The organism is Methylobacterium sp. J-072 (genome assembly GCF_022829425.1).
GTDB lineage: Bacteria > Pseudomonadota > Alphaproteobacteria > Rhizobiales > Beijerinckiaceae > Methylobacterium.
In genome coordinates this window covers 26720-48560 of record NZ_JAKSYK010000180.1, presented here as the reverse complement: position 1 = coordinate 48560, position 21841 = coordinate 26720, and the positions used below count along the sequence as shown (strand labels likewise).

The following is a 21841-nucleotide window of genomic DNA, read 5'->3' as shown; positions in this document are numbered from 1 at the left end:
GGGCGAAGCGCTTTTCATCAAAGCCACGGCAGCCCGCGAGACACCTGTCACGATCCGTTGAACACCCCCGCACACGCCTGATCTCGCGATTTCGCTTGCGCGGCGCTAAAGCGCTGTGCGCGGAACTGTGTTCTCACGGAGCCGTTCCCCGTCCCGGCGCTGCAGCGCAGCAAACTTTTCACCCGAGAGCCCGGCCCCACAGACATGCGCGACGACGCCACCGGACGCACCATCACCGCGCACGAGCCGCGTCGGATCCCGTGGCTCGACATCGTGTTCGGCTTCGGCCCGATGGTGCCGATCGCCGTCGGCGCCGCCGCGGCCTGGTGGCTGAACGGCCAGCCCCTCGATTATCTCGTGGCCCTGTTCACCCTGCTCTACGCCGCCTCGATCCTGCTGTTCCTGGCCGGCGTTCACCGGGGCGTCAGCTTCCGCACCGAGGGCGGGCCGCGGCTCTCCCAGATCGTCACGATGCTGATCCTGTACGGGCTCGGGCTGTTCAGCCTGTTCTCGGCGGTGATGGGCAAGGCGGTGCCCGCCCTGACCATGCTGATCATCGGCTACGCGGCCATCGGGATCCTGGATCCGATCGCGGCGCGGGCCGGCGAGGTGCCGCTGGCCCATGCCCGCCTGCGTCCGCTGCAGATGCCGATCGCCGTAGTGAGCCTGGCGGTGCTGCTCTGGCTCAAGCTGACGGCGCCGTACTAATCGTTTTTCTCAAACCCACCTCCCGCTCTCCCCCCCTCATCCTGAGGCGACACAGCGAAGCGGAGGCCTCGAAGGAGAGCTCCAGGGATCACAGCGGCCTCTGGAGGGCTCCTTCGCGGCGGCTTCGCCGCACCTCAGGATGAGGATCGGGGTTGGGATTTCCGTGAGGTATCCAACCCACCACCGTCATTGCGAGCGTAGCGAAGCAACCCAGCGTGGCGCCGAGTCCCCGAACGTAGCGTTTCCCTGGGTCGCTTCGCTACGCTCGCGATGACGGCGCAGGATGGGGGGCCAAGTAAGCCCGCCGGAAACCGAATTCCCCTTTCGCCCGTCATGCTCTAGAGCCCGGCCCAGGATCTCCGCCGTGCCGGGGACGACTCACACCGGATCCGGGCTCCGGGTCCGCGAGAAGCGAACGCGCTCACATGTCCAAGCCCGAAACCGAAAAGGCCGAAAGCCGGGCCGAAATCTTGAAACCCCGCCTGCCCCGCGGCTTCGTCGACCGCCGCGCCGATGAGATCGCCGCGCAGGGGCGGATGCTGGAGACGATCCGCAAGAGTTTCGAGCTCTACGGCTTCGAGGCCCTGGAGACCCCGTTCGTCGAATACACCGAGGCGCTGGGCAAGTTCCTGCCCGACCTCGACCGCCCGAACGCCGGCGTGTTCTCGTTCCAGGACGACGACGAGGCCTGGCTCAGCCTGCGCTACGACCTCACGGCGCCGCTGGCCCGGTTCGTGGCCGAGAATTACGACGCCCTGCCCAAGCCCTATCGCAGCTACCGGGCCGGCTACGTGTTCCGCAACGAGAAGCCGGGGCCGGGCCGGTTCCGCCAGTTCATGCAGTTCGATGCCGACATCGTCGGCGCCGGCAGCGTCGCGGCCGATGCCGAGACCTGCATGCTGATGGCCGACACCCTCGACCGGCTCGGGCTCGGCGGCCGGTACGTGGTCAAGGTCAACAACCGCAAGGTGCTCGACGGGGTCATGGAGGCGATCGGCCTCGCCGGTCCCGACAAGGCCGGCCAGCGGCTGACCGTCCTGCGGGCGATCGACAAGCTCGACCGCCTGGGCGTCGACGGCGTGCGCGACCTGCTCGGCCCCGGCCGCAAGGACGAGAGCGGCGACTTCACCAAGGGCGCCGGCCTCGACGCCACCGCGGTGTCCCGGATCCTGGCCTACGTGTCGTTCCAGGCCGATGCCGGGGACGGCGCCGACCGGATGGCGTTCTGGGAACAGTTCTTTGCCGGCTGGCACGAGGCGGTAGGCGAATCCGAGACCGGCCGCGAGGGCATCGCCGAGTTGCACGCGATCATGCGGCTCTGCGCCGCCGCCGGCTACGGCCACGACGTGATCCGGGCCGATCCGAGCGTGGTGCGCGGGCTCGAATACTATACCGGCCCGGTCTACGAGGCCGAGCTGACGTTTCCGGTGACCAACGAGGACGGCCAGACCGTGCGCTTCGGCTCGGTGGCCGGCGGCGGGCGCTATGACGGCCTGGTCGGGCGGTTCCGGGCCGAGCCGGTGCCGGCCACCGGCTTCTCCATCGGCGTCTCGCGGCTGTTCTCGGCACTCCAGCTGGTGAAGAGCCCGCTGCTCGCCGGCACCGAGACCCCCGGCCCGGTGGTGGTGCTGGTCCTCGACCGCGAGAACATGGCCGATTACCAGCGGCTGGTCGCCCTGCTGCGGGCGGACGGGATCCGGGCCGAGCTCTATCTCGGGGCCGCCGGCATGAAAGCGCAGATGAAGTACGCCGACCGCCGCCGCGCCCCGGTGGCGATCATCCAGGGCTCGAACGAGCGCCTGGCCGGCGAGATCCAGATCAAGGACCTGATCGAGGGCGCTCGCGCCGCCGAATCCATCGGCAGCAACGCCGAGTGGAAGGCCGCCCGGCCGGCGCAATTCTCCTGCCCGGAGGCCGACATGGTCGCCCAGGTCCGCGCCGTCCTGGCCCGCCACTTCCCGGCCACCGGCGGTTAGTCCCGGATTCAAAAGGTCCGGGACCTTTTGCGGGTGCAGGGCAGAGCCCTGCAAGTCTCAGGGGCTCCGCCCCCGAACCCCTGCCAAAGGGCTGAGCCCTTTGGGAACCCATGCTTTCCGCGTGTCGCCAAGCGCGACTGCGGCTGCTACGGAGCGCCCGCGAGGGACATGCGATGACACGACCGGAGGCCGGTGAGACGGGGGCGGGGGACGCGGCGCGGGCGCGGCTGCTCGCGCATCTGAGTGCGGCCGGCTACCGGCCGGTGACGCCCCCGGTGCTGCAGCCGGTGGAGCCGTTCCTGGAATTGTCCGGCGAGGATATCCGCCGGCGGATCTTCGTCACCCAGGACGCGGCCGGGGCCGAGCTATGCCTGCGGCCGGAATTCACCATTCCCGTCTGCCGCCTGCACCGAGCCCAGGCCGACGGCCAGGCGGCCGATTACAGCTATTGCGGTCCGGTCTTCCGGCTCGCCGCCGACGAGCCCGACGAGTTCTTCCAGGCCGGCATCGAATCGATCGGCCGCACCGACACGCCGGCCGCCGATGCCGAGGTACTGGGGCTGGCGCTGGAGGGTCTCGCCCTGTTCGGCCGGACCGACCCGGCGGTGCGGCTCGGCGATATGGGCCTGACCGTGGCGCTCCTCGACGGCCTCGCGGTTCCGCCCGCGGCCAAGCGCCGGACCCTGCGGGCGCTCGCGGCCGGGCGCTCCCTCGACGAGGTCACCAATGGCGGCGAGGGTGCGCGCCCTGAGGATCCGCATGCCGGCCTGCTGGCCGCGATCCAGGGCCAGGACCCGCAGGGCGTGCGCGCCTTCGTGGAGGATGTGCTGGCCATCGCCGGCATCTCGGCGGTGGGCGGCCGCAGCGCCGGCGAGATCGCCGAGCGCTTCCTCGGCAAGGCGGCCGCGCAGGCCAATGGCGGGGCTGGGCTCAACGCCGAGAACCGCGCCGTGCTCGACCGCTACCGGGCGATCACCGGCCATCCCGACGCCGCGGCCCGCGACCTGCGGGGGCTGGTGGCCGAGGCGGGCCTGCGCCACGACGCCCTCTCGGCCGCCCTCGACCTGTTCGAGGAGCGCACCGGCTTCATCGCGGCCCGGGGTCTGCCGATCGACCGCTTCCGCTTCCAGGGCGGCTTCGCCCGCAACCTCGACTACTACACCGGCTTCATCTTCGAGGTGAACGAGGGCGACGGCCCGATGCTGGTCGGCGGCGGCCGCTACGACGGCCTGCTCGGGCATCTCGGCAGCCCGGCCCCTCTGCCCGCGGTGGGCTGCACCTTCTGGGTCGAGCGCGTGGCGGGAGCCGGCCGATGACTTCTTCGGACTCGGGCGCCATGCCGTTGATCCTCGCCGTCCCGTCCAAGGGACGCCTCCAGGAGAATGCCAGCGCGTTCTTCGGCCGGGCCGGCCTGCGGCTCGCCCAGGGCGCCGGCGCCCGCGACTATCGCGGCAAGCTCGTCGGCGTGCCTGGGGTCGAGGTGCGCTACCTCTCGGCCTCGGAGATCGCCGCGCAGCTCGCCTCCGGCGCCGCCCATCTCGGGGTGACCGGCGAGGACCTGATCCGCGAGACCCTGCCGGACGTGCGCGGCCAAGTGGAGCTCTTGACCCCGCTCGGCTTCGGCAACGCCACCGTGGTGGTGGCGGTCCCCCAGGCCTGGATCGACGTGCGGGCGATGGCCGACCTCGACGAGGTCGCGGCGCTGATGCGCACCCGCCACGGCCGCCGCCTGCGGGTGGCGACCAAGTACGTGAACCTGACCCGCCGGTTCTTCGCCGAGAAGGGCGTCGCCGATTACCGCATCGTCGAGAGCCTGGGCGCCACCGAGGGTGCGCCGGCGGCGGGCTCGGCCGAGATCGTGGTCGACATCACCACCACGGGGGCGACGCTCAGCGCCAACGCCCTGAAGGTGCTGGACGACGGCATCATCCTGCGCTCCGAGGCCAACTTGGTCGCCTCGCTGAAGGCCTCCTGGGGCGAGAGCCAACGGGCGGCTTTGCGCACCGTGCTCGGCCGGATCGCCGCCGAGGAGCGCGCCCGCACCACCCGGGAGGTCCGGGCGGCCCTGCCGGAGAGCGGCACCATCGACCTCGCCACGATCGCGGGCCTGCACGAGGCCGAATTGCCCTACGGCGCCCCGCGGGGAAGCGACGGCGAGATCGTGATGCGCTGCCCCGAGGGCGTCGTGTTCGAGCTCGCCGGCGCCCTGGTCGAGGCCGGCGCCCGGGCCGTCACGGTCCGACGGGTCGACTATGCCTTCGCGGCCGAGAACTTGTTGGCGGAGCGGCTGCTGGCGCGGCTTTGAGACGCCCGGCAGGTTTCGCAAACGTGCCCCGCGGTCAGCCAAGCCGATGCGGTGATGCGGCCGCTCGTGGCGTGATGGGCGGGTGATATCGCATATTGCGATACGTGCTGCGTGTCCCTACAATCGTGGCCTCGCGCGATGCTGCCTCATGCACATCATCACCCAGGCCCGGATCTGGGCGGCGAAGAAGCGGTGGCCGCAAGCCGCGAGCGCCCTCGACGCCTGGTACAGGTTGATGAAGGTATCCGAGCCGAGCGACTTCGCCGGCATGAAAGCGCTGTTTCCGGCAACCGACAAGGTCGGCCGTTTTCATGTGTTCGACATCGGCGGCAATAAAATACGGCTCATCGCCGTGGTACAATACAAGTTCAAGAAAGTTTATATCCAAGCGATCATGGATCACACCGAATACGACACGGGCAGATGGAAGGCGTAAGACGATGCGTCCCTTCGTCAAGGAAGCCGTCGAGCATTGGCCCCATGTCGCGCCGTTGCTCACCATGCCGACCAACCAGACGGATTACGATCGGCTGGTTCAGGCGATGGATCAGATCCTGGCCCTCGTCGGCGAGGATGAGGATCATCCTCTGGCGCTCCTGGCGTCTCGGATGGGCGACTTGATCGAAGCCTATGACGAGGCCCATCGACCCATACCGCAGGTCACGGGCGCGGCGGCGCTCCGCGCCATCATGGATGAGCGGGGTCTCAGCCAGGGCGATTTGCCGGAGGTGGGCACCCAATCCGTGCTCTCCGAGATCCTGAGCGGGAAGCGGCAGATCAATCTCCGCCAAGCCAAGGCGCTGAGCGAGCGCTTCGCCTTCCCGGCTGCAGTGTTTCTCGGGTTGTGATGCGTTTCCAGGAGAACCGTCACTGCGGCCCCTGCTTGGCAAATTCCGACAGCACGCCGCGCAGCACCTTCAGCCGGGTCTCGTAGAGACCGCGCAGGCAGGCGATGTCGGCGCCGCAGGCGTGGCGCTCCTTGAGCCAGGTCTCCTGGTCGTCGCGCAGCTTGGTCTGGCCGCCCATCGGCAGGACATCCTTCAGGATGGCGAAGCGGGTCGCCATCTCGACATCCATGTCGTTGAGGGGGAGGTGGGCGCAGATCGCCTTCTCGTCCGGGGTCTCGGCCTTGTCGCAGGCGAAGCTCGCGGCCCGGACGGGGGCGGCGGTGAGGAGAGCCAGCGGCAGAAGGAGCACGAAAACCTTGGTCATGGCCCCCCAACGGCCCGGCCGGCGAAAGGCTCCGGCGGGGCCGTCGGCGTGGTAAATCGCAGCCGGATCACAGGATCCCGGGATCAGAGGCCCGGCTTGACCACCGCCAGGATGACGATGCCGATCAGCAGGAGCGTCGGCACCTCGTTGAGCACGCGGTAGAACTTGTGCCCGCGGGTGTTCCGGTCGGCGGCGAAATCCTTGACCATCCGGGCGAGCCAGCCGTGGATGCCCGACATCGCCAGCACCAGCACGAACTTCGCCTGGAGCCAGGGGCTCGCGTAGAAGCCGCTCATCCAGGCCAGCACCAGCCCGAACGCCCAGGTGGCGATCAGGGCGGGGTTCATGATCGCCTTGAGCAGGCGCCGCTCCATGACCTTGAAGGTCGCGGATTGGGCTTCCGAGCCCGGCGGCAGGCTGGCGTGGTAGACGAACAGCCGCGGCAGGTAGAGCATGCCCGCCATCCAGGCGATCAGGCTGATGACGTGCCCGGCCTTGAGCCAATCGTAGAGCACGGCCTACCTGCGCAGCCGTGCGAGCATGCGCTCGACATGGGCGACCGGCGTCTGCGGGGTGATGCCGTGGCCGAGGTTGAAGATATGCGGCAGGCCGGCGGTCGCCTCCAGCACGGTGTCGACCGCGGCGTCGAGGGCGTCGCCGCCGGCGATCAGCGTGTCGGGATGCAGGTTGCCCTGGGTCACCATCGAGGCCGGCACGTGTCCGCGCAGGGCCTTCAGGTCCACCGCCCAGTCGACGCCGACGGCGTCGGCCCCGGTCTCCGGCACCACCCTTGCATGGCCGTCGAGGCCCGAGCCGCGGGCGAACACGATGATTTTTGCGCCCGGCACTTTTTCGCGGACGCCTGCGATCATCCGGGCGATCGGGCGGAGTGACCAGCGGGTCAGGGCGTCCATCGCCGCATCGTCCGGCAGGGCGCTCTCGGTCACGTCGCCGACCGGCTCGACGATATCCCCGGACGCCGGCACGGCGCGCGGCAAGGTGCCGGCGTGGGATTCGAAGATCTGCACCGCGTCGGCGCCGGCTTCGAGCTGGCGGACGAGATATTCGGTCTGCACCGTGACGAGGCGGTCGATCAGGCTGTCGACCAACGCGGTGTCGCCCTCGGCCAGCGCCCGGGCCGGGGCGAGGTCCGGGGTGCCGCGGCCGCCGATCATGTAGCTCGCCACCGTCCAGGGCGCGCCACAGAAGCCGAGCAGAGTGGTCTCATTGGGCAGTTCGGAGCGCAGCCGCTTCACCGTCTCGAAGACCGGAGCCAGGTGCGAGAAGATCGCCGGATCGCCAGCCTCGCGCAGCCGCCCGAAGGCGTCGCGGCCGTCCAGGGGATCGAGACGGGGCCCCTCGCCCTCGACGAAGCGCACGTCCTGGCCCAGCGCATGGGGGACGACCAGGATGTCCGAGAACAGGATCGCCGCGTCGAAGCCGAAGCGGCGGATCGGCTGCAGGGTCACCTCGACGGCGAAATCCGGGCTGTAGCAGAGGTCGAGGAAGGAACCGGCCTCGGCCCGGCTCGCCCGGTATTCCGGCAGGTAGCGGCCGGCCTGGCGCATCATCCAGGCGGGGGGCGGTCCGATCGCCTCGCCGTCGAGGACGCGCAGCACCGTCCGCTCGGACTGGCCTTCGGACATGCGCTCCGTCCCCGTCATCGTCGCTCCCATCCCGTATCCGTCACCCGGCATGCCTGTCGGCGGCCGCCCTGTCGAGTCGAGGCGCGCCGGATCCCCACACAGGCCCCTCTCGAAAAGAAAAGAGAGATTCTGAGACTCTGTTTTTTCTATTGGAGGGCCTCAACACGGTGGTGCAAGCGGGTCCACAGGCCGTCCCCGCCGCCGCGCCGTTAACGAGGCTTTAAAGGATTCGCTCCATATTGCGAGAACGGCCAAGTCCAACAGCGGCTTGCGAGCGCCGAGTCCGGTACGCACCCCTGTTGCGTCCCGGATTCTCCCAGGCGCCCGGATTCCGCGTGCCCTTATGGCGGACCTGTGAACGGCGGAGTCGATAAAGCGCAGCCCCTGCGCCCTGGACCTGCCCGAAGCCGCATCCTATCCACACTCATCAACTCCCCTGGCGGCCGGCGGTGGATAACCCGATTGCCCGAGGCGAAGGAGACCGGATGGGCCGCAGCTACTTCCACCTCCACCTCGTCTCCGACTCCACCGGCGAGACGCTGATCAATGTCGGCCGGGCGGCGGCCGCGCAGTACGAGGGCGTCTCGGCGATCGAGCACGTCTATCCGCTGGTCCGCTCGGCGGCGCAGCTCGACCGGGTGATCTCGGAGATCCGGGCGGCGCCGGGCCTGGTGCTCTACACCCTAGTGGGCGGCGACCTCGGCGAGCGGCTCGAAGAGGTCGCCCGGGAGACCGGCTCGCCCTGCTTGTCGGTGCTGCGGCCGGTCCACGACCTGCTGCGCGCCTATCTCGGCGCCGAGACCACGGCCCGGCCGGGCGCCCAGCACATGCTCAACGCGGAGTATTTCAAGCGCATCGACGCGATGAACTTCACGCTGGCCCACGACGACGGCAACCTGCCCGAGGACCTGGAGGATGCCGACGTGATCCTGCTCGGGGTCAGCCGGACCTCGAAGACGCCGACCTCGATCTACCTGGCCAATCGCGGGCTCAAGACCACGAACCTGCCGCTGGTGCCGGGCATGCCGCTGCCGCCGGCGATCGAGCGGGCGCGCAAGCCCCTGGTGGTCGGCCTGTTCGCCTCGCCCGAGCGGATCGTGCAGATCCGGCAGAACCGGCTGTCGAGCCTCAACGCCGACGAATCCTCGATGTATGTCGACCGCTCGGCGGTGGCCGACGAGATCACCATGTCGCGCCGGCTGTTCACGAAGAACCGCTGGCCGACGATCGACGTGACCCGCCGCTCGATCGAGGAGACCGCTGCGGCGATCGTTGACCTCTACCGCGACCACCGCCTGAAGTTCATCGCGGACTGAGACAGATCCGGGATCCCAAAGGGCAAGCCCTTTGGCGGGGATTGGGGCGGAGCCCCATGACTCCAGGGCTCTGCCCTGGACCCGCACAAGGTCTCGGACCTTGTGAAACCAGGACTTTTTCAGAGCGCGCGGATCAGGGCCATGCCGGCGATGAGGCCGAGCAGGCCGCCCGCCACCGAGACGCCCACGTAGAGGGCGGCCAGGGCCGGCTCGCCGCGCTCGTACAGGCTGATCGCGTCGAGCGAGAAGGTCGAGAAGGTGGTGAAGCCGCCCAGGATCCCGGTGGTCAGGAACAGCCGCGCCGGGTGCCCGGCCGCGCCGCGCAGGGCGAAGCCCTCGGCCAGCACGCCCATCAGGAACGAGCCGAGCACGTTGATCACCAGGGTCGCGAGGGGAAACCCGAAGCCCGGCAGCAGCCGGGCCACCGCGACGTTGATGCCGTGGCGGACCCCGCCGCCGAGCCCGGCGCCGAGGATGACGATGAGGGTGTTGACCATGCCTGCCCTTCCTGTTCGGTCGGGCGGCGTCGGCACAGGGCCCCACCGCGGACGACCGGAGCGCCCGTGCGGTAGGAGCCATCAGCCCGGCATGAACGCCAGGCGGTTATCGGGGAGCTCCATCCCCATCCCGGGCAGATCTAGCGCAGGATGGGTCCGAGGGAAATCCGGGTCGGCCTCCGCGCTACTGGACGGCGGCGAAGTGGCTGCGCTGCTCGATCTGGGCGGCGTAGAAATCCTCGACCACCTCGCGGACCACCTCGGCCAGCTCGGTCCCGCGATGCTCGTCCAGGTGGATGTCGCTGCCGACGCTGCGGCCGAGGGCGGCGCCGGCCGCGCCCGGGACCAAGCGCTCGTTGTAGCGCTGGTTCAGGCCCGAGACCGAGATGTAGTTGCTGCCGCCGAGCTCGGGGCCGTACTTGATCTTGATCTTCTGCTCGGTGTCGGTCCCGCGCAGCTTGGCGCACAGGCTGATGAAGTTGTCCTGGTCGATCTTGGCCTCGAGGCCGGTGATGCTGCCGTGGACGTTGTCCTCCTCGTTGAGGACCTCGGCCATCAGGTTCAGGACGTCGACCACCGGCTCGAGGGCGCGGCTGCCCTCCTCCAGCAGCTTCCGGCGGAAATCGTTGCTGCGGGCATCGGCATCCTGCAGCCGCGCGCGGAACCGGTCCTTGATGTCGTTGGTGCGGGTCATCGCGTTCCTCCCTGATGTTCGTTATGAGGCTTCGTTGTTCAGGAATCGAAGACTACGAAGCGAAATCAGGTGACGCAAGACAGTGCAAAATATTGATGCCTGATGAGAACTTGAGCCGTTGCACAGGAATAGTACGTGCTCAAGTCCTGTGCAGGGATCGCAGGCCGGATCAGGTCGCCGGCCCGTCGAGGGGAGCCAAGCGGTCCTGAGCGGGTGCGGTCGCTGAAAGTTCGGGCCGCGACAGGGCGCGGGCGAGCGCCGGCAGGTCCGGGGCGAGGGCGCCCGCGGTTCCGAACACCGCCCGGTCGAGGGCGGCAAGCGGCGCCGCGAGATCAGGCCGCGCCTGCCAGATCCGGGCGAGCGCCGGCGCTTCCCGGCGAGCCGTCTCCAGAGCGGCGCGGAGCCCGGCCGGATCACCCGCGCGGGCGGCCCGGTTCAGGGCCTGACGTGTGGCGGCGGAGAGGCGCAGGCGCGGACGGCCCGTGCCGTAACCGATCAGCGCCAGGCCGAGGCCGAAGGCGGCGAGCGCCGCGGCGGCGGCCACCAGCGGCGACGGGATAGGCGGCGGCGCCCGGTCGCCTTCCCGGTCGGGCAGGCCGCCGCCGATCTGGCGGGCCGGGATCTCGGCCTCGCGCATGGTGCGGGTGTTGGTGTCGAACCACGGGATCGCGATGGCGTCGAGGGGGATCACCTCGGGCACGCCGGGCTTCACGTCCCACTGGTAGGTCGCCCGGGCGACCGGCCCCGAGGGCGTCAGCAGGGTCTCGCGGGTGACCGGGCCGGCGAAGGTGAGGATGCCGCGGGTGCGCATCACCGGCCGAGGCGGCAGGCCCTCGGCGACCATGCCCTGGACCTCCAGGGTGACGATCCGCCTTGTGGTCTCGCCGAGCTTCACGGTCTCGGGATCCGGGCTCCAGGAATCGGTGACCGCCACGTCGCCGGCCGGCAGCCACCACGGCTCCTTGACGTCCGGCCCGCCGCTGGCCTCGGTCCAGGCCGCCACCGGAAACGGGATCGGCTTCGAGCGCACCTCGACCACCCGCCGCTCGCCGACATCGTTGACCGTGAGCTTGTGGGTGAAGGGCTCGATGACGAAGTCGCCCGCATGGTGCGGGAACACCGCCACGGTGCGATCGAACGCGATGGCGCTCTGGCCGTCCGGGAGCTTGGTCTTGCTCCAATGGTCCCGGCCGAGCTGCGTCCAGGAAAAGTTCGCGAGGGAGGGCTGGACCACCTCCTCCAGCAGGATCGGCTGCTTGTAGACCCCCCGGATCTTCAACAGCACCATCTCGCGGGCGAAGGGCGCGCTGTTGCCGTTGAACTCGGCGGTGACCGTGAGGCTGAGGTCGCCGGGCTCGATCTCGGCCCGGGCCGGGAGCGGGGCGAGGAACGCGAGGGCCAAGAGGAGGACGTGACTGGTTCGTCTATGAGCGACGCTGTTCACACATCGCGTTGCGCAGGCCACGACGGGCCCCCTCTCCCGTGCGGGAGAGGGTTGGGGTGAGGGATGCGCCCTATCAGGACAAACCTGTCCCCTCACCCTGTCCCTCTCCCGCACGGGAGAGGGGACTCGCGCCGCATCCAGAGACGCATGAGTCTGGTGGTGGCGACGGAAAGAAAAGCCGTATCCGAAAAAGTCGCGCTGCCCCTCTCCCCCCCTGCTTCGCAGGGTACCCTCCCCCGCAGAGGGGGGAGGGAGGACGCGCGCCAAAATCCCAAAAAAAATCACCACGGGTTGCTCCCGGCCGGGATGGCGGTGCCGGCCTCGACCCGGCGGGTCTGCTCGGCGCGCAGGCGCAGCTTGAGGAACCGGCCCGGATCGTCCGGCAGGGTCTGGAGCCAGAGCCGGTCGGGGCGGATCTCGTGGGCCTCGAAGCTCTTCGTCACCCGGCGGACCTCGCGCTCGGGCGCCTCCGCGACCATGGCCGAACCGCCCCCGGTGCGGCCGCGCCCGGCGGCGTCGCCGGCCGAGCCCCGGGCCTGGCCCTTGCCGGCGTCGATCGATTGCTGCTCGGCCTTGCCGCGGCGGGCGACCTTGCTGTTGCCGGGCAGCGAGGCGCTGGCGTTGGATTCCTTGTTGCCGGCCAGACCCTCGCCGCTGGAGGCGGCGTTGATGTCGTTGTTCGGGTCCTGGTTGGCGGTGTTGTTGTAGCGGGCGCCATACTGCGCGGTGCCGTTGGCGATGCCGCCGCCAGGGCCGCGGTCGATCACCTCGGCCTGCATTCGGGCCACCAGGGAGCGGTTGGCCTGCGCATCGGCATCGCGTGGGTCGAAGCGCAGGGCCTCGTCGTAGGCGGCGAGGGCCCCGTCGAGGTCGCCCGCGCGCGCCAGGGCGTTGCCGAGATTGTAGCGCGCCCGCCGCCCGCCGGTGCGGAACAGCGCGATCGCCTCGCCGTAGCGGCCGGCCTCGTACAGGGCGGCGGCGCGCCAGGCCGGATCGACGATCAGGTCGGCGGCGAGCCCGGGCAGGCCCAGCGCCATCAACAAGCGCCCGAACCCGGTGCGGGGCTGCGAGACGGCGAGCAAAGCCACGAGGCCGAGGCCGGCGAGCGCCAGCCCGGCCATCCGCGCGAACCGTCGCCAGCCGGCAGGCAGGCCGGCGCGGATCGGAAAGGCGAGGCCGGTCTTAGGGAGGTTGGTCTTAGGGAGGCCGGTCTTGGGAAAAAACCGCTTCATCACGCGCTCCTGCGGAACAGGGCCAGGGCCGGCAGGGCCGCGAGCAGCAGCAGCCAGCGCCCGAGATCCGCGTAGGCCAGCACGCCGTAGCCGCCGGCGGCGAGATGCTGGGCGGTCCCGGCCCCGACGGCGTCGAGCACTGGGCCAGGTTCGGCAATGTCGGCGACTCGGCCGCCGCCGGCGCGCACGAGCGCATCCAGGCCGGCCCGGTCGGGTTTCGGAGCGCCCGGCGGCAGCGGCTTGTCGGCCGGGACGAACAGGGCCTGGAGGCGCCAGCCGCGATCGGCCAGGGCCCGGGCCTCCCGGTCGGCCGCCGCGCCGATGCCGTCGCCGTCGGTGATCAGCACCACGTCGGCCGCGACCACGTCGGCCTCCGCCAGGGTGCGGCGGGCCAGCGCCAGCCCGCGCTCGGGATGGCTGCCGCGATCCGGCACGGTGTCGGCGTCGAGGGCGAACAGGGTGGTGCCGAAGCTGTCCCGGTCGGTTGTCGGCGAGGCGGCGAGGTAGGCGTCGCCGGCATAGACGACGAGCGACACGGCCCGGGTGCCGGCGGCCTCGGCGATCGCGGCGGCGGCCTGGCGGACGCCCTGGAGGTTCCCGCCCTCGGTGACCGAGCGGGAGAGGTCCAGGACGATCACGGTCTCGTCGAGGTTGCGGAAGGTCTCGGTATCCTGGCGCTCCACCGCCGGCCCGGTGAGGGCGAGGGCAATCGCCCCGGCCGCCAGGGCGGCGGCCCGGTTCGCCTGCCGTTTTCCGCCGAGCACGGCGCCGGCGCGGGCGAGATGGGCCATCAGCGCCGGATCGACCGCCCGCCCCCAATCGCCCAGCGGCGCCGCCCGCCAGGCGGCGCGGAGCGCCAGCAGGGCTACGACCGGGATCGCCAGGAACCACCAGGGGCGCAGGAACGCGAAGGCATCGAGGGCGCTCATGCGGGCTGTCCTCCCGCCCGCATCCTCATCCTGAGGTGCCGGAGCGCAGCGGAGGCCTCGAAGGAGGCTTCCAGGGATCGCGCGGCTGGCTGGAGCGTTCCTTCGAGGCCGCTGACGCGGCACCTCAGGATGAGGGCGTGGGTTGGGGAGGCGGTGTTCGGATGCTTCATACCCCCCTCCGGGTCGCCAGCAGGGCCGCGGCGGCGGCGAGCGCTAAGGCGGCGGGCCAAGGCCAAAAATCCCGGCGCAGCGGCAGCGGTGGGGCGAGGGCGCGGCCGCCTTCCAGCCGGTCGATGGCGTCGGCGACCCGGACGAGATCCTCGGTGGTGCGGACGCGGAACGCCTCGCCGCCGCTGGCCTGGGCCATGTCGCGCAGGGTCTCGGTGTCGACCACGTCCTGCTCGCCATCGGCATCGGCCATGTCACGGGGGCCGAGGGCGATCGTGTAGATCTTGATGCCCAGCTCCTTGGCCAGGGCGGCCACGTCCTTGGGGGCGGTCTGGCCGGCATTGTTGGCGCCGTCCGAGAGCAGGATCACCGCCTTCGCCGAAGGCACCGCCGCGCCGTCGGCGCTCGTCGCGGGGTCCTTCGGATCGAGCCGGCGCAGGGCGAGGCCGAGGCCGTCGCCGATGCCGGTGGAGCGGCCGCTGATGCCGATGGTCGCCTCGTCGAGGGCACGGGCGACCGCGGCGGTGTCGAAGCTCGGGGCGGCGGCCACGTAGGCCTGGTCGGCGAAGATCACCAGGCCGATCCGGTCCCCGGCCCGGCGCCGGATGAAGTCGGTGCCGACGCGCTTGACCGCGGTGAGGCGGTTCACGGTCTCGCCGTCCAGCGCGAAATCCCGCCGCTCCATCGAGCCGGACAGGTCCATGGCGATCATGATCTCCCGGCCCGAGGCCGGCAGCGCGGCGGCCGGCATCACCAAGCGCGGGCCGGAGAGCGCGATCACCAGGGCCGCCCACAGGGTCCAGACCAGGGCGGCGCGGCGGCGGCCCCGTGCGGCGAGGTCGGCGCCGGAGCGGGCCGTGCCGACCAGGGTCCCGGGCACCAGCAGGGCGCCGCTGCCCCCCTCCGGCTCGGCCGGGAGCAGGCGCGCGGCGAGCAGCGGCAGCGGCAAAGCCAGCAGGATCCAGGGCGCCGCGAGGTCGAAGGCCGAGAGCTGCGCGGCGAGCCAGGCGGGGAGGAGGCCGCTCATGGCCGCAACCGTCCGATCAGGCGGCCCAGCTCGGCGTCGAGCCCGTCGAGGTCGGGCGTCTGGCGCCGGTAGAGCCCGTCGGCCAGGACCCGGCCGGCCCCTCGCGTGAAGAAGTCGGTAGCCAGGAGCGCATCGAGACGGGTGGCCCAGGCCGCGCCGGTTTCCCGGGCGGCTTCGTCCCCTGCGAGCGTCCGGGCGAGGCGGCGCAGCAGGCGGGCCTGGGCCACGAGCCGGGACTCCGGATCGAGGGCGCGGGTGCCGGCGAGCTCGGCCAGCGCCGCCCGGCGCAGGCTCGGCCGGGCCCGGCCGAGCAGATAGCGAACGAGCCCGACCAGCAGGGCGGCGAGGAAGCCCAAAGCCGCCGCCGCGACGATCTCGCCCTGCACCGCCCCGGCGGCGCCCCCGGGCAGGTGGAGGCCGCGGAGCTGGTCGAGGGACGGGGCGATCGCGACGGGATTCATCGCGCCGAGCCCGGACGGCGAAGATGGGTTCCGGCCTCACAGCACCGCATCGAGGCGCTCCATCAGCGGCGCGTAGGCCTCGGGGCCGGCCTCGACGTCGAGGCGCACCCCGGCGATGCCCCGGCGGGCATAATCGGCGAGCCGGGCCTCGGCGGTCTCGCCCGGCAGCACCGCCGGGAGCGCGGTGCCGCGGCGGCCATCCGCCAGGGCGAAGGGATAGAAGCCCGGCGGGCGGGTGCGCTCGAAGGCGTCGCTCACCAGGATCAGCCGGATCGCGACCCGCTCGGCCAGCAGGGTGAGCGTCTCGTCGAAGCCCGGGCCGGGGGCATCGAGGGCGCTGGCGATGACCAGGTGGCCGCCGGCGGGCAGCAGGCTGCGGGCCAGCCCGAGGGTCGATTCCAAGGGCGCGTCGGAGCGGGCGGTGCCGGCCGTCTCGAGGGCGTTCGCATGCGCCTGGGCCAGGGCCCCAGTTACCGCGATCATGGCGCGCTCGCCGCCGGCCGGCCGCAGCACTGTCGGCGCTCCCGAGGCCGCCACTGCGAGGCCGACCCGGCCGCCATCGGCCGCCACCCGCCAGCCGAGCAGCGCCAGGGCCTCCGCGGCGGCCACCGAGCGCAGGGCTCGGCGGGTGCCGAACAGCATCGAGGGTCGGAAATCGGCGAGCAGCACCACGGCGCGGTCGCGCTCGTCGTGGTGGGTGCGCACGTGCAGCTGCCCGGTGCGCGCGGTGGCGTTGCGGTCGATGAACCGGCGGTCGTCACCCTCGGACCAGAGCCGCACATCCTCCGGCTCGGAGCCGCGTCCGCGCCGCTTCGTGACGATGCCGCCGGGCAGGCCGGCAAGCGTCCGGGTGGCGGGCGCCGCGCCCCGTCGGGCCAGGTGGCGCAGGCCCATCAGCGCCTCGCCCGAGAGATGAATGCCGTTCATTTGGGATGGGGCGGCACTCTCAAAACGCGCGCTCTTCCCTCCCCCCGCTGCGGGGGAGGGTGGGCCGGCCGTCAGGCCGCGTCGGGAGAGGGGAGCGCCCTGTCCGGATGCGGCGCTCCCCTCTCCCCCCCTGCTCCGCAGGGTACCCTCCCCCGCAGAGGGGGGAGGGGATGGGCGGTGCGCTTTTCCGAACCCGAACACCCTCAGAGCGCCCGCACCCGCTGCACCAGCTCGCCGACCAGGCCGCGGGCGGTCTTGCCTTCGGCGGCCGCCCGCCAGGTCAGGCCGATGCGGTGGGAGAGCGCGTCCCGGGCGAGTTCGGTGACGTCCTCCGGGGTGACGTGGTCCCGGCCGCGCAGCCAGGCCCGGGCCTTGCCGGCCATCATCAGCGCCAGGGTGCCGCGCGGCGAGGCGGGGTGCTCGATCATCGCCCGCAGGTCCGGGGCCGCCGCGTCGGTACGGGTCGCCGCCACCAGGCGGACCAGATAATCCTTGAGCGCCGGCGACACGTAGGTGGCGAGCGCAGCCTCCCGGGCGGCGCGGACGTCGGCGAGCGACAGGCGCACCGGCATGGCCTCGACATGGTGGGTGATCTCGCCCTCCACGAGGTCGAGGATCGCCCGCTCGGTGGCCTCGTCGGGCATCTCGACCACGACATGCAGCAGGAAGCGGTCGAGCTGCGCCTCCGGCAGCGGGAAGGTGCCGGCATGCTCGATCGGGTTCTGGGTCGCCACGACCATGAACGGATCGGCGAGCGGGTGGGTTTGCCCGGAGACCGTGATCTGCCCCTCGGCCATCGCCTCGAGCAGGGCCGATTGGACCTTCGGGGGGGCCCGGTTGACCTCGTCCACCAGCACGAGGGCGTGGAACAGGGGCCCCTGCAGGAACTCGAAGCTGCCGCTGTCCTGGCGCCAGACGGTGGTGCCGGTGAGATCGGCCGGCATCAGGTCCGGCGTGCACTGGATGCGCGCGAAGGAGCCGTCGAGCCCGTCGGCGAGCCGCTTGACCGCGCGGGTCTTGGCAAGACCGGGCGCGCCCTCGATCAGCAGGTGGCCGCCGGTCAGCAGCCCGATCAGCAGACGCTCAACCAGGCCGGTGCTGCCGATCAGGCCGCGCTCTAGCCCGTCACGGAGCGCCATGACCCGCCCGTGCAAGGCTGCATCCGGAGCGAGAACGGGCCGGCTTTCGGCGAGGGCGCTGCTCATGCGGGAAACGCTCGTGCGCGGAGAAAAACTCCTGCCGCGGGGGCCGCGTCCTGCATCCTGCACGTCTCCTCGGCCGGGTCCCGTCTTCTCATGGGATCCTCAGGTTGCAGCCGGTGTGCCCGCTGCCCGGTAGGGCCGTCAATCCCGGTGGGTTCCCCCTTTGGTTGGGGCAGAGCATCCTCCCGAAAGGCGGTCGCCGGCTTTCGGAAAAAGATGATGGAAAATCAAAAGCCTGGCGCGTCATCCTGGGTCCGATGCCCAGGACGACGCGCCAAGCTGGCCATGATGTCACGGTTTCGTCACCTCTCCGCTCGCAAGAGACCGGCATGACCAGCTACGCCGCCTTCCCCGAGGAACTGAAATCCGGCATCGGCCTGATCGTGGCCTTCGTGCTCGGCACGGCGATCGGGGCCGAGCGGCAGTACCGGCAGCGCACCGCCGGACTGCGCACGGCGGTGCTGGTGGCGATTGGCGCCTCGGCCTTCGTGGATCTCGGCATGCGGCTCACCGGCCCGGACGGCGGGGTCCGCACGGTGGCCTACGTGATCTCCGGCATCGGCTTCCTGGGCGCCGGCGTGATCATGAAGGAGGGGATGAACGTGCGCGGCCTCAACACGGCCGCCACCCTGTGGTGCTCCGCTGCCGTGGGCGCGTTCTGCGGCGCCGACCTGCCGCTGGAGGCCGTGTTCGTCACCGTCACGGTGCTGACCTGCAACACTGCGCTCCGCCCGCTGGTCAACGCCATCAACCGCGCGCCGATCCGCGAATCCTCGACCGAGGCGACCTACGAGGTCCAGGTGACCACGGCGCCGGGCGAGGCCGGACCCGCCCAGGACTTGCTGGTCGAGCGCCTGGAGGCGGCGAATTATCCGGTCAGCAACGTCGAAGTGGAGGAGCGCGGCGAAGGCGCGGTCGACGTGGTCGCGACGCTCACCGCCAGCGCCGTCAAGGCGGACGAGCTGGATGCCGTCACGGCCGATCTCGCCAAGGCCCCGGGCATCCGCCACGCAACCTGGTCGGTCCAGACCGCCGATTGATCTTTTTGGGATTTTTGCCGCTGGGCCCGCGTCACCGCGAAGGGTGCCGACGAGTCCCAGTGAGAGCCTGTCGATGTCGCGTTCACGCTCGAACGACCGTTTCAGGCGACGGATCCCCTCGTCTTTCCCCTCATCCTGAGGGGCCGGGCGATCGAAGATCGCTCGGCCTCGAAGGAGGCCTCCAGGGATCGCGCGGCCGGCTGGAGGGCTCCGTCGAGGCCCGCTGGCGCGGGCACCTCAGGTCGAGGGTAGGGACGGCTGGGGCAAACAGGCTTGGAGAACCAGACGGTCCCGTCAGCGCGGCGGGGCGAGGGGCCGGCTGCGGCGCTCGATGACTACGGTCGGGCGGGTGCGGCGCTCGACCACCACGGTGCGCGGCGCCCGGCTCGGGCTCGCATGGGTCAGGATCCGTTCCGGCGCGCGCTCCGGCTTGGCCTTCTTAGCCGCCAGGACGTGCGGGCGGACCTCGTCGGCCGGCAGACCGATCAGGCCCGCGGCGATCTCGACCTGCTGCTCGACATCGTCGGACAGGTCCTGGGCGGCGGCGACCGCCTCGTTCACCGTCGGCGGCTCGCGGCGCACGCGGATCGGCGGCAGGTCGGCGAAGCTCTTCTGCGTCTTCTTCACGGGGCGACTCGCGGTCATCATGGGCAAGACATAGCGCCTTCCCGGCGGGTTGTGCAGTGCATCAAAATCGGCGGCCGCCCGTCCCGGGAACATGCCTCACCACGGAACCTGAGCGTCAGGCATGCCAGCGGCTCGTTTCCCCAGGGCGGAAATCATCCGGCCAGCCGCCGGCATCGCGCTGCGGCATAATAGCGCGCGCCCGCGCCGGACGCCACACGGAGATCGCGATCGGCTCCCGAGCTGCCCGGCGAACGCGCCGAGCCGCCGCCCGAATGCGGGTTGCTGCCTTTCGGAAAGCGCGGATGCGCTAAGCTCACCGCCATGACCGAATCGCTCGATCCCCGCCTCACCCCGGCACGCCCGGACGTCGCCGACCTGCGCCTGCGCGGCCGGGTCACGGCCGAGCGCTTCGTCACCGCCACGCCGCGCCGGGTGGTCGCCCCGGTCGCGCCGCTGCGCCGGGCGCCCACCCCGGAGGCCGGGCTCGATACCGAGGCTTTGCTTGGCGACGCGGTCGATCTCTACGCCGAGCAGGACGGCTTCGCCTTCGTGCAGCTCGTCCGGGATGGCTATGTCGGCTATCTGCCCGCCGCCTGCCTCGGCCCGGCGGATCCCGAGCCGAGCCATCGCGTCACGGCGTTGCGCACCTTCCTGTATCCCGAGCCGGACCTGAAGCGGCCGGTGCGCGGGCATCTCAGCCTGGGCGCGCGCCTCGTGGTCACCGGGGAGGCGGGGGCCTACCTGGAGACGCCCGGCGGCTACGTCTATGCGAGTCACTGTGCTCCGCTGGCGCAGCACGAGCCGGACTACGTCGCCACGGTCGAGCGGCTCGTGGGCGTTCCCTATCTGTGGGGCGGGCGCACCAGCCTCGGGCTCGACTGCTCCGGCCTCGTCCAATTGTGCCTCGACGCCGCCGGCCTGCCCTGCCCCCGCGACGCCGACATGCAGGAGCGGTCTTTAGGCCACGCGCTGCCCCTCGCCCTCGACGGATTGCGCCGGGGCGACTTTGTGTTCTGGCGCGGCCATGTCGGGCTGATGCGCGACCCCGAGACGCTGATCCATGCCAACGGCCACCACATGGCCGTGGCGGTCGAGCCGCTGGCCGGCGCGGTCGCCCGGATCCGGGAGAACAGTTTCGGCGCCGTGACCGGAATCCGAAGACTCTAGATCACGGATTGGGGCGCCCGGGTCCAAATTGCGCGGCAAACGTGCTACAGAGGCGCTCCGCGGTCGTCTTCCTGCCCGGTTCGCAGTCCAGGACCGTTGACAGGACAGCCCCGCCCTCGCCACATCGCCCCCATGACCGCAGACCTCGCGCCCCTCGCGCCCGTTCAGGGCACCACCGGCAAGCCGCCGCTGGAGATCCTGCTCTGTGCCCCCCGCGGCTTCTGTGCCGGCGTGGTGCGGGCTATCGACGTGGTCGAGCGGGCCCTCGCCCTCTACGGACCGCCCGTCTATGTCCGGCACGAGATCGTCCACAACAAGTACGTGGTCGAGAGCCTGAAGCGGAAGGGCGCCGTGTTCGTGCGCGAACTCGACGAGGTGCCCGACAGCGGCGCCCCGGTGATCTTTTCCGCCCACGGCGTCGCGAAGACCGTGCCGGCCAACGCCGATTCCCGCGGCCTCACCACCATCGACGCCACCTGCCCGCTGGTGACCAAGGTCCACCGCGAGGCCGAAATCCATCACAAGCGCGGCCGCCACGTGCTGCTGGTCGGCCATTCCGGCCATCCCGAGGTGGTCGGCACCATGGGCCAGCTGCCCAAGGGCTCGATCACCCTGGTGGAGGATCTGGACCAGATCCAGGCCCTGACCCCCGAGAATCCCGACAACCTCGCCTGGGTCACCCAGACGACCCTGTCGGTCGACGACACCCGCCACATCGTCGAGGCGCTCAAGAAAAAATTCCCGAACATCACCGGGCCGCACAAGGACGACATCTGCTACGCCACCACCAACCGCCAGGAGGCGGTGAAGCAGGTGGCCCCGCTGGTGGACGCCCTGATCGTGGTCGGCTCCTCGAACTCCTCGAACTCGCAGCGCCTGCGCGAGGTCGCCGAGCGCGTCGGCTGCCCGATCACCCGCTTGGTGCTGCGTGCCGAGGAGATCGACTGGCCGGCTTTCGAGGGCATCCGCAAGCTCGGCCTCACCGCCGGGGCCTCGGCCCCCGAGGTGCTGGTCGAGGAGATCATCGAGGCCTTCGCCGCCCGCTACGACGTGATCGTCGACACGGTCTCGACGGTGGTCGAGGACATGGTCTTCCCGCTGCCGCGCGAATTGCGCAGCGAAGCCGCCGAGTAAGCCCCAGGATCCAGCCTCCCCTCAAAGGGGGCTTATCCCATTCAACCCCCTCATCCTGAGGTGCCGAAGCGCAGCGGAGGCCTCGAAGGAGCCCTCCAGGGGCCGCTGTGATATCTGGAGGCCTCCTTC

The 21841-nt window shown here is 71.0% G+C and carries 23 protein-coding genes and 1 riboswitch; of the genes, 10 read left to right on the top strand and 13 right to left on the bottom strand.

Going from position 1 to position 21841, the window contains the following annotated elements:
- Positions 1-204 precede the first annotated feature (204 nt).
- From MKK67_RS21645 to MKK67_RS21620, 6 genes are all read left to right on the top strand, one after another.
- Positions 205-708, top strand: a complete 504-nt coding sequence (locus MKK67_RS21645; RefSeq protein WP_243969291.1) for a DUF3429 domain-containing protein — start codon at positions 205-207, stop codon at positions 706-708.
- A 425-nt stretch (positions 709-1133) separates the two neighbouring features.
- Positions 1134-2684, top strand: a complete 1551-nt coding sequence (hisS, locus tag MKK67_RS21640) for a histidine--tRNA ligase (protein ID WP_243969289.1) — start codon at positions 1134-1136, stop codon at positions 2682-2684.
- A 173-nt stretch (positions 2685-2857) separates the two neighbouring features.
- Complete coding sequence (locus MKK67_RS21635; RefSeq protein ID WP_243969287.1) at positions 2858-4000, top strand: ATP phosphoribosyltransferase regulatory subunit; 1143 nt, start codon at positions 2858-2860, stop codon at positions 3998-4000.
- On the top strand, positions 3997-4989 hold the full coding sequence (hisG, locus tag MKK67_RS21630; RefSeq protein WP_243969285.1) for an ATP phosphoribosyltransferase: 993 nt from the start codon (positions 3997-3999) through the stop codon (positions 4987-4989). The genes MKK67_RS21635 and hisG overlap by 4 nt, the downstream gene beginning before the upstream one ends.
- Positions 4990-5137: 148 nt before the next feature.
- Positions 5138-5425, top strand: a complete 288-nt coding sequence (locus MKK67_RS21625) for a type II toxin-antitoxin system HigB family toxin (RefSeq protein ID WP_243969283.1) — start codon at positions 5138-5140, stop codon at positions 5423-5425.
- A gap of 4 nt (positions 5426-5429) precedes the next feature.
- A complete protein-coding gene (locus MKK67_RS21620) occupies positions 5430-5837 on the top strand; it encodes a type II toxin-antitoxin system HigA family antitoxin (RefSeq protein ID WP_243969281.1) in 408 nt (135 codons plus the stop codon).
- 19 nt (positions 5838-5856) lie between these two features.
- Here the strand turns inward: MKK67_RS21620 and MKK67_RS21615 are convergent, their stop codons facing one another.
- The 3 genes from MKK67_RS21615 to MKK67_RS21605 form a co-directional block, all read right to left on the bottom strand.
- Positions 5857-6201: a lysozyme inhibitor LprI family protein gene (locus MKK67_RS21615; RefSeq protein ID WP_243969279.1), complete on the bottom strand. Its 345-nt coding sequence runs from the start codon at positions 6199-6201 to the stop codon at positions 5857-5859.
- An 83-nt stretch (positions 6202-6284) separates the two neighbouring features.
- Positions 6285-6716 carry a protoporphyrinogen oxidase HemJ gene (gene hemJ / locus MKK67_RS21610; protein ID WP_243969277.1) on the bottom strand — a complete coding sequence of 144 codons (432 nt, stop codon included), beginning with the start codon at positions 6714-6716 and terminating at the stop codon, positions 6285-6287.
- Positions 6717-6719: 3 nt separating this feature from the next.
- The gene (locus tag MKK67_RS21605; RefSeq protein ID WP_409568428.1) at positions 6720-7877 is read right to left on the bottom strand and encodes a uroporphyrinogen decarboxylase; all 1158 of its coding nucleotides are present in this window, start codon (positions 7875-7877) and stop codon (positions 6720-6722) included.
- 455 nt (positions 7878-8332) lie between these two features.
- Here MKK67_RS21605 and MKK67_RS21600 point away from each other — a divergent pair, with 455 nt between their 5' ends.
- Positions 8333-9163 (top strand): pyruvate, water dikinase regulatory protein, encoded by an 831-nt coding sequence (locus tag MKK67_RS21600; protein WP_058190745.1) that lies wholly within the window; start codon positions 8333-8335, stop codon positions 9161-9163.
- A 119-nt stretch (positions 9164-9282) separates the two neighbouring features.
- Here MKK67_RS21600 and crcB read toward each other — a convergent pair whose 3' ends face one another.
- The 9 genes from crcB to MKK67_RS21555 all read right to left on the bottom strand — a co-directional run bounded on the left by crcB (position 9283) and on the right by MKK67_RS21555 (position 17747).
- Positions 9283-9660 (bottom strand): fluoride efflux transporter CrcB, encoded by a 378-nt coding sequence (gene crcB, locus MKK67_RS21595; RefSeq protein ID WP_243969274.1) that lies wholly within the window; start codon positions 9658-9660, stop codon positions 9283-9285.
- Between the two features lie 65 nt (positions 9661-9725).
- Positions 9726-9796, bottom strand: a riboswitch (Fluoride riboswitch).
- A 48-nt stretch (positions 9797-9844) separates the two neighbouring features.
- Positions 9845-10354, bottom strand: coding sequence for a hypothetical protein (locus MKK67_RS21590; RefSeq protein WP_243969272.1), 510 nt, complete (start codon positions 10352-10354; stop codon positions 9845-9847).
- A gap of 169 nt (positions 10355-10523) precedes the next feature.
- Positions 10524-11756 carry a hypothetical protein gene (locus tag MKK67_RS21585; RefSeq protein ID WP_279601758.1) on the bottom strand — a complete coding sequence of 411 codons (1233 nt, stop codon included), beginning with the start codon at positions 11754-11756 and terminating at the stop codon, positions 10524-10526.
- 323 nt (positions 11757-12079) lie between these two features.
- Positions 12080-13030, bottom strand: a complete 951-nt coding sequence (locus tag MKK67_RS21580) for a tetratricopeptide repeat protein (RefSeq protein WP_243969268.1) — start codon at positions 13028-13030, stop codon at positions 12080-12082.
- On the bottom strand, positions 13030-13959 hold the full coding sequence (locus MKK67_RS21575; RefSeq protein ID WP_243969266.1) for a VWA domain-containing protein: 930 nt from the start codon (positions 13957-13959) through the stop codon (positions 13030-13032). Before MKK67_RS21575 ends, MKK67_RS21580 begins: the two co-directional genes overlap by 1 nt.
- Before the next feature lie 166 nt (positions 13960-14125).
- The gene (locus MKK67_RS21570) at positions 14126-15154 is read right to left on the bottom strand and encodes a VWA domain-containing protein (RefSeq protein WP_243969264.1); all 1029 of its coding nucleotides are present in this window, start codon (positions 15152-15154) and stop codon (positions 14126-14128) included.
- Positions 15151-15615, bottom strand: coding sequence for a DUF4381 family protein (locus MKK67_RS21565; RefSeq protein ID WP_243969261.1), 465 nt, complete (start codon positions 15613-15615; stop codon positions 15151-15153). Before MKK67_RS21565 ends, MKK67_RS21570 begins: the two co-directional genes overlap by 4 nt.
- Positions 15616-15651: 36 nt before the next feature.
- Positions 15652-16509 (bottom strand): DUF58 domain-containing protein, encoded by an 858-nt coding sequence (locus MKK67_RS21560; protein ID WP_313899036.1) that lies wholly within the window; start codon positions 16507-16509, stop codon positions 15652-15654.
- Positions 16510-16745: 236 nt separating this feature from the next.
- Positions 16746-17747: an AAA family ATPase gene (locus tag MKK67_RS21555; protein ID WP_243969257.1), complete on the bottom strand. Its 1002-nt coding sequence runs from the start codon at positions 17745-17747 to the stop codon at positions 16746-16748.
- A gap of 326 nt (positions 17748-18073) precedes the next feature.
- On the opposite strand from MKK67_RS21555, the gene MKK67_RS21550 reads away from it, so the two are divergent.
- Positions 18074-18784 carry an MgtC/SapB family protein gene (locus tag MKK67_RS21550; RefSeq protein WP_243969255.1) on the top strand — a complete coding sequence of 237 codons (711 nt, stop codon included), beginning with the start codon at positions 18074-18076 and terminating at the stop codon, positions 18782-18784.
- A gap of 294 nt (positions 18785-19078) precedes the next feature.
- Here the strand turns inward: MKK67_RS21550 and MKK67_RS21545 are convergent, their stop codons facing one another.
- Complete coding sequence (locus MKK67_RS21545) at positions 19079-19411, bottom strand: hypothetical protein (RefSeq protein ID WP_243969254.1); 333 nt, start codon at positions 19409-19411, stop codon at positions 19079-19081.
- Between the two features lie 321 nt (positions 19412-19732).
- Between MKK67_RS21545 and MKK67_RS21540 the strand changes: the two genes are divergently transcribed.
- Complete coding sequence (locus MKK67_RS21540) at positions 19733-20578, top strand: C40 family peptidase (protein WP_243969252.1); 846 nt, start codon at positions 19733-19735, stop codon at positions 20576-20578.
- A gap of 132 nt (positions 20579-20710) precedes the next feature.
- The gene (gene ispH, locus MKK67_RS21535) at positions 20711-21712 is read left to right on the top strand and encodes a 4-hydroxy-3-methylbut-2-enyl diphosphate reductase (RefSeq protein WP_243969250.1); all 1002 of its coding nucleotides are present in this window, start codon (positions 20711-20713) and stop codon (positions 21710-21712) included.
- The last annotated feature ends 129 nt before the right edge of the window (positions 21713-21841 follow it).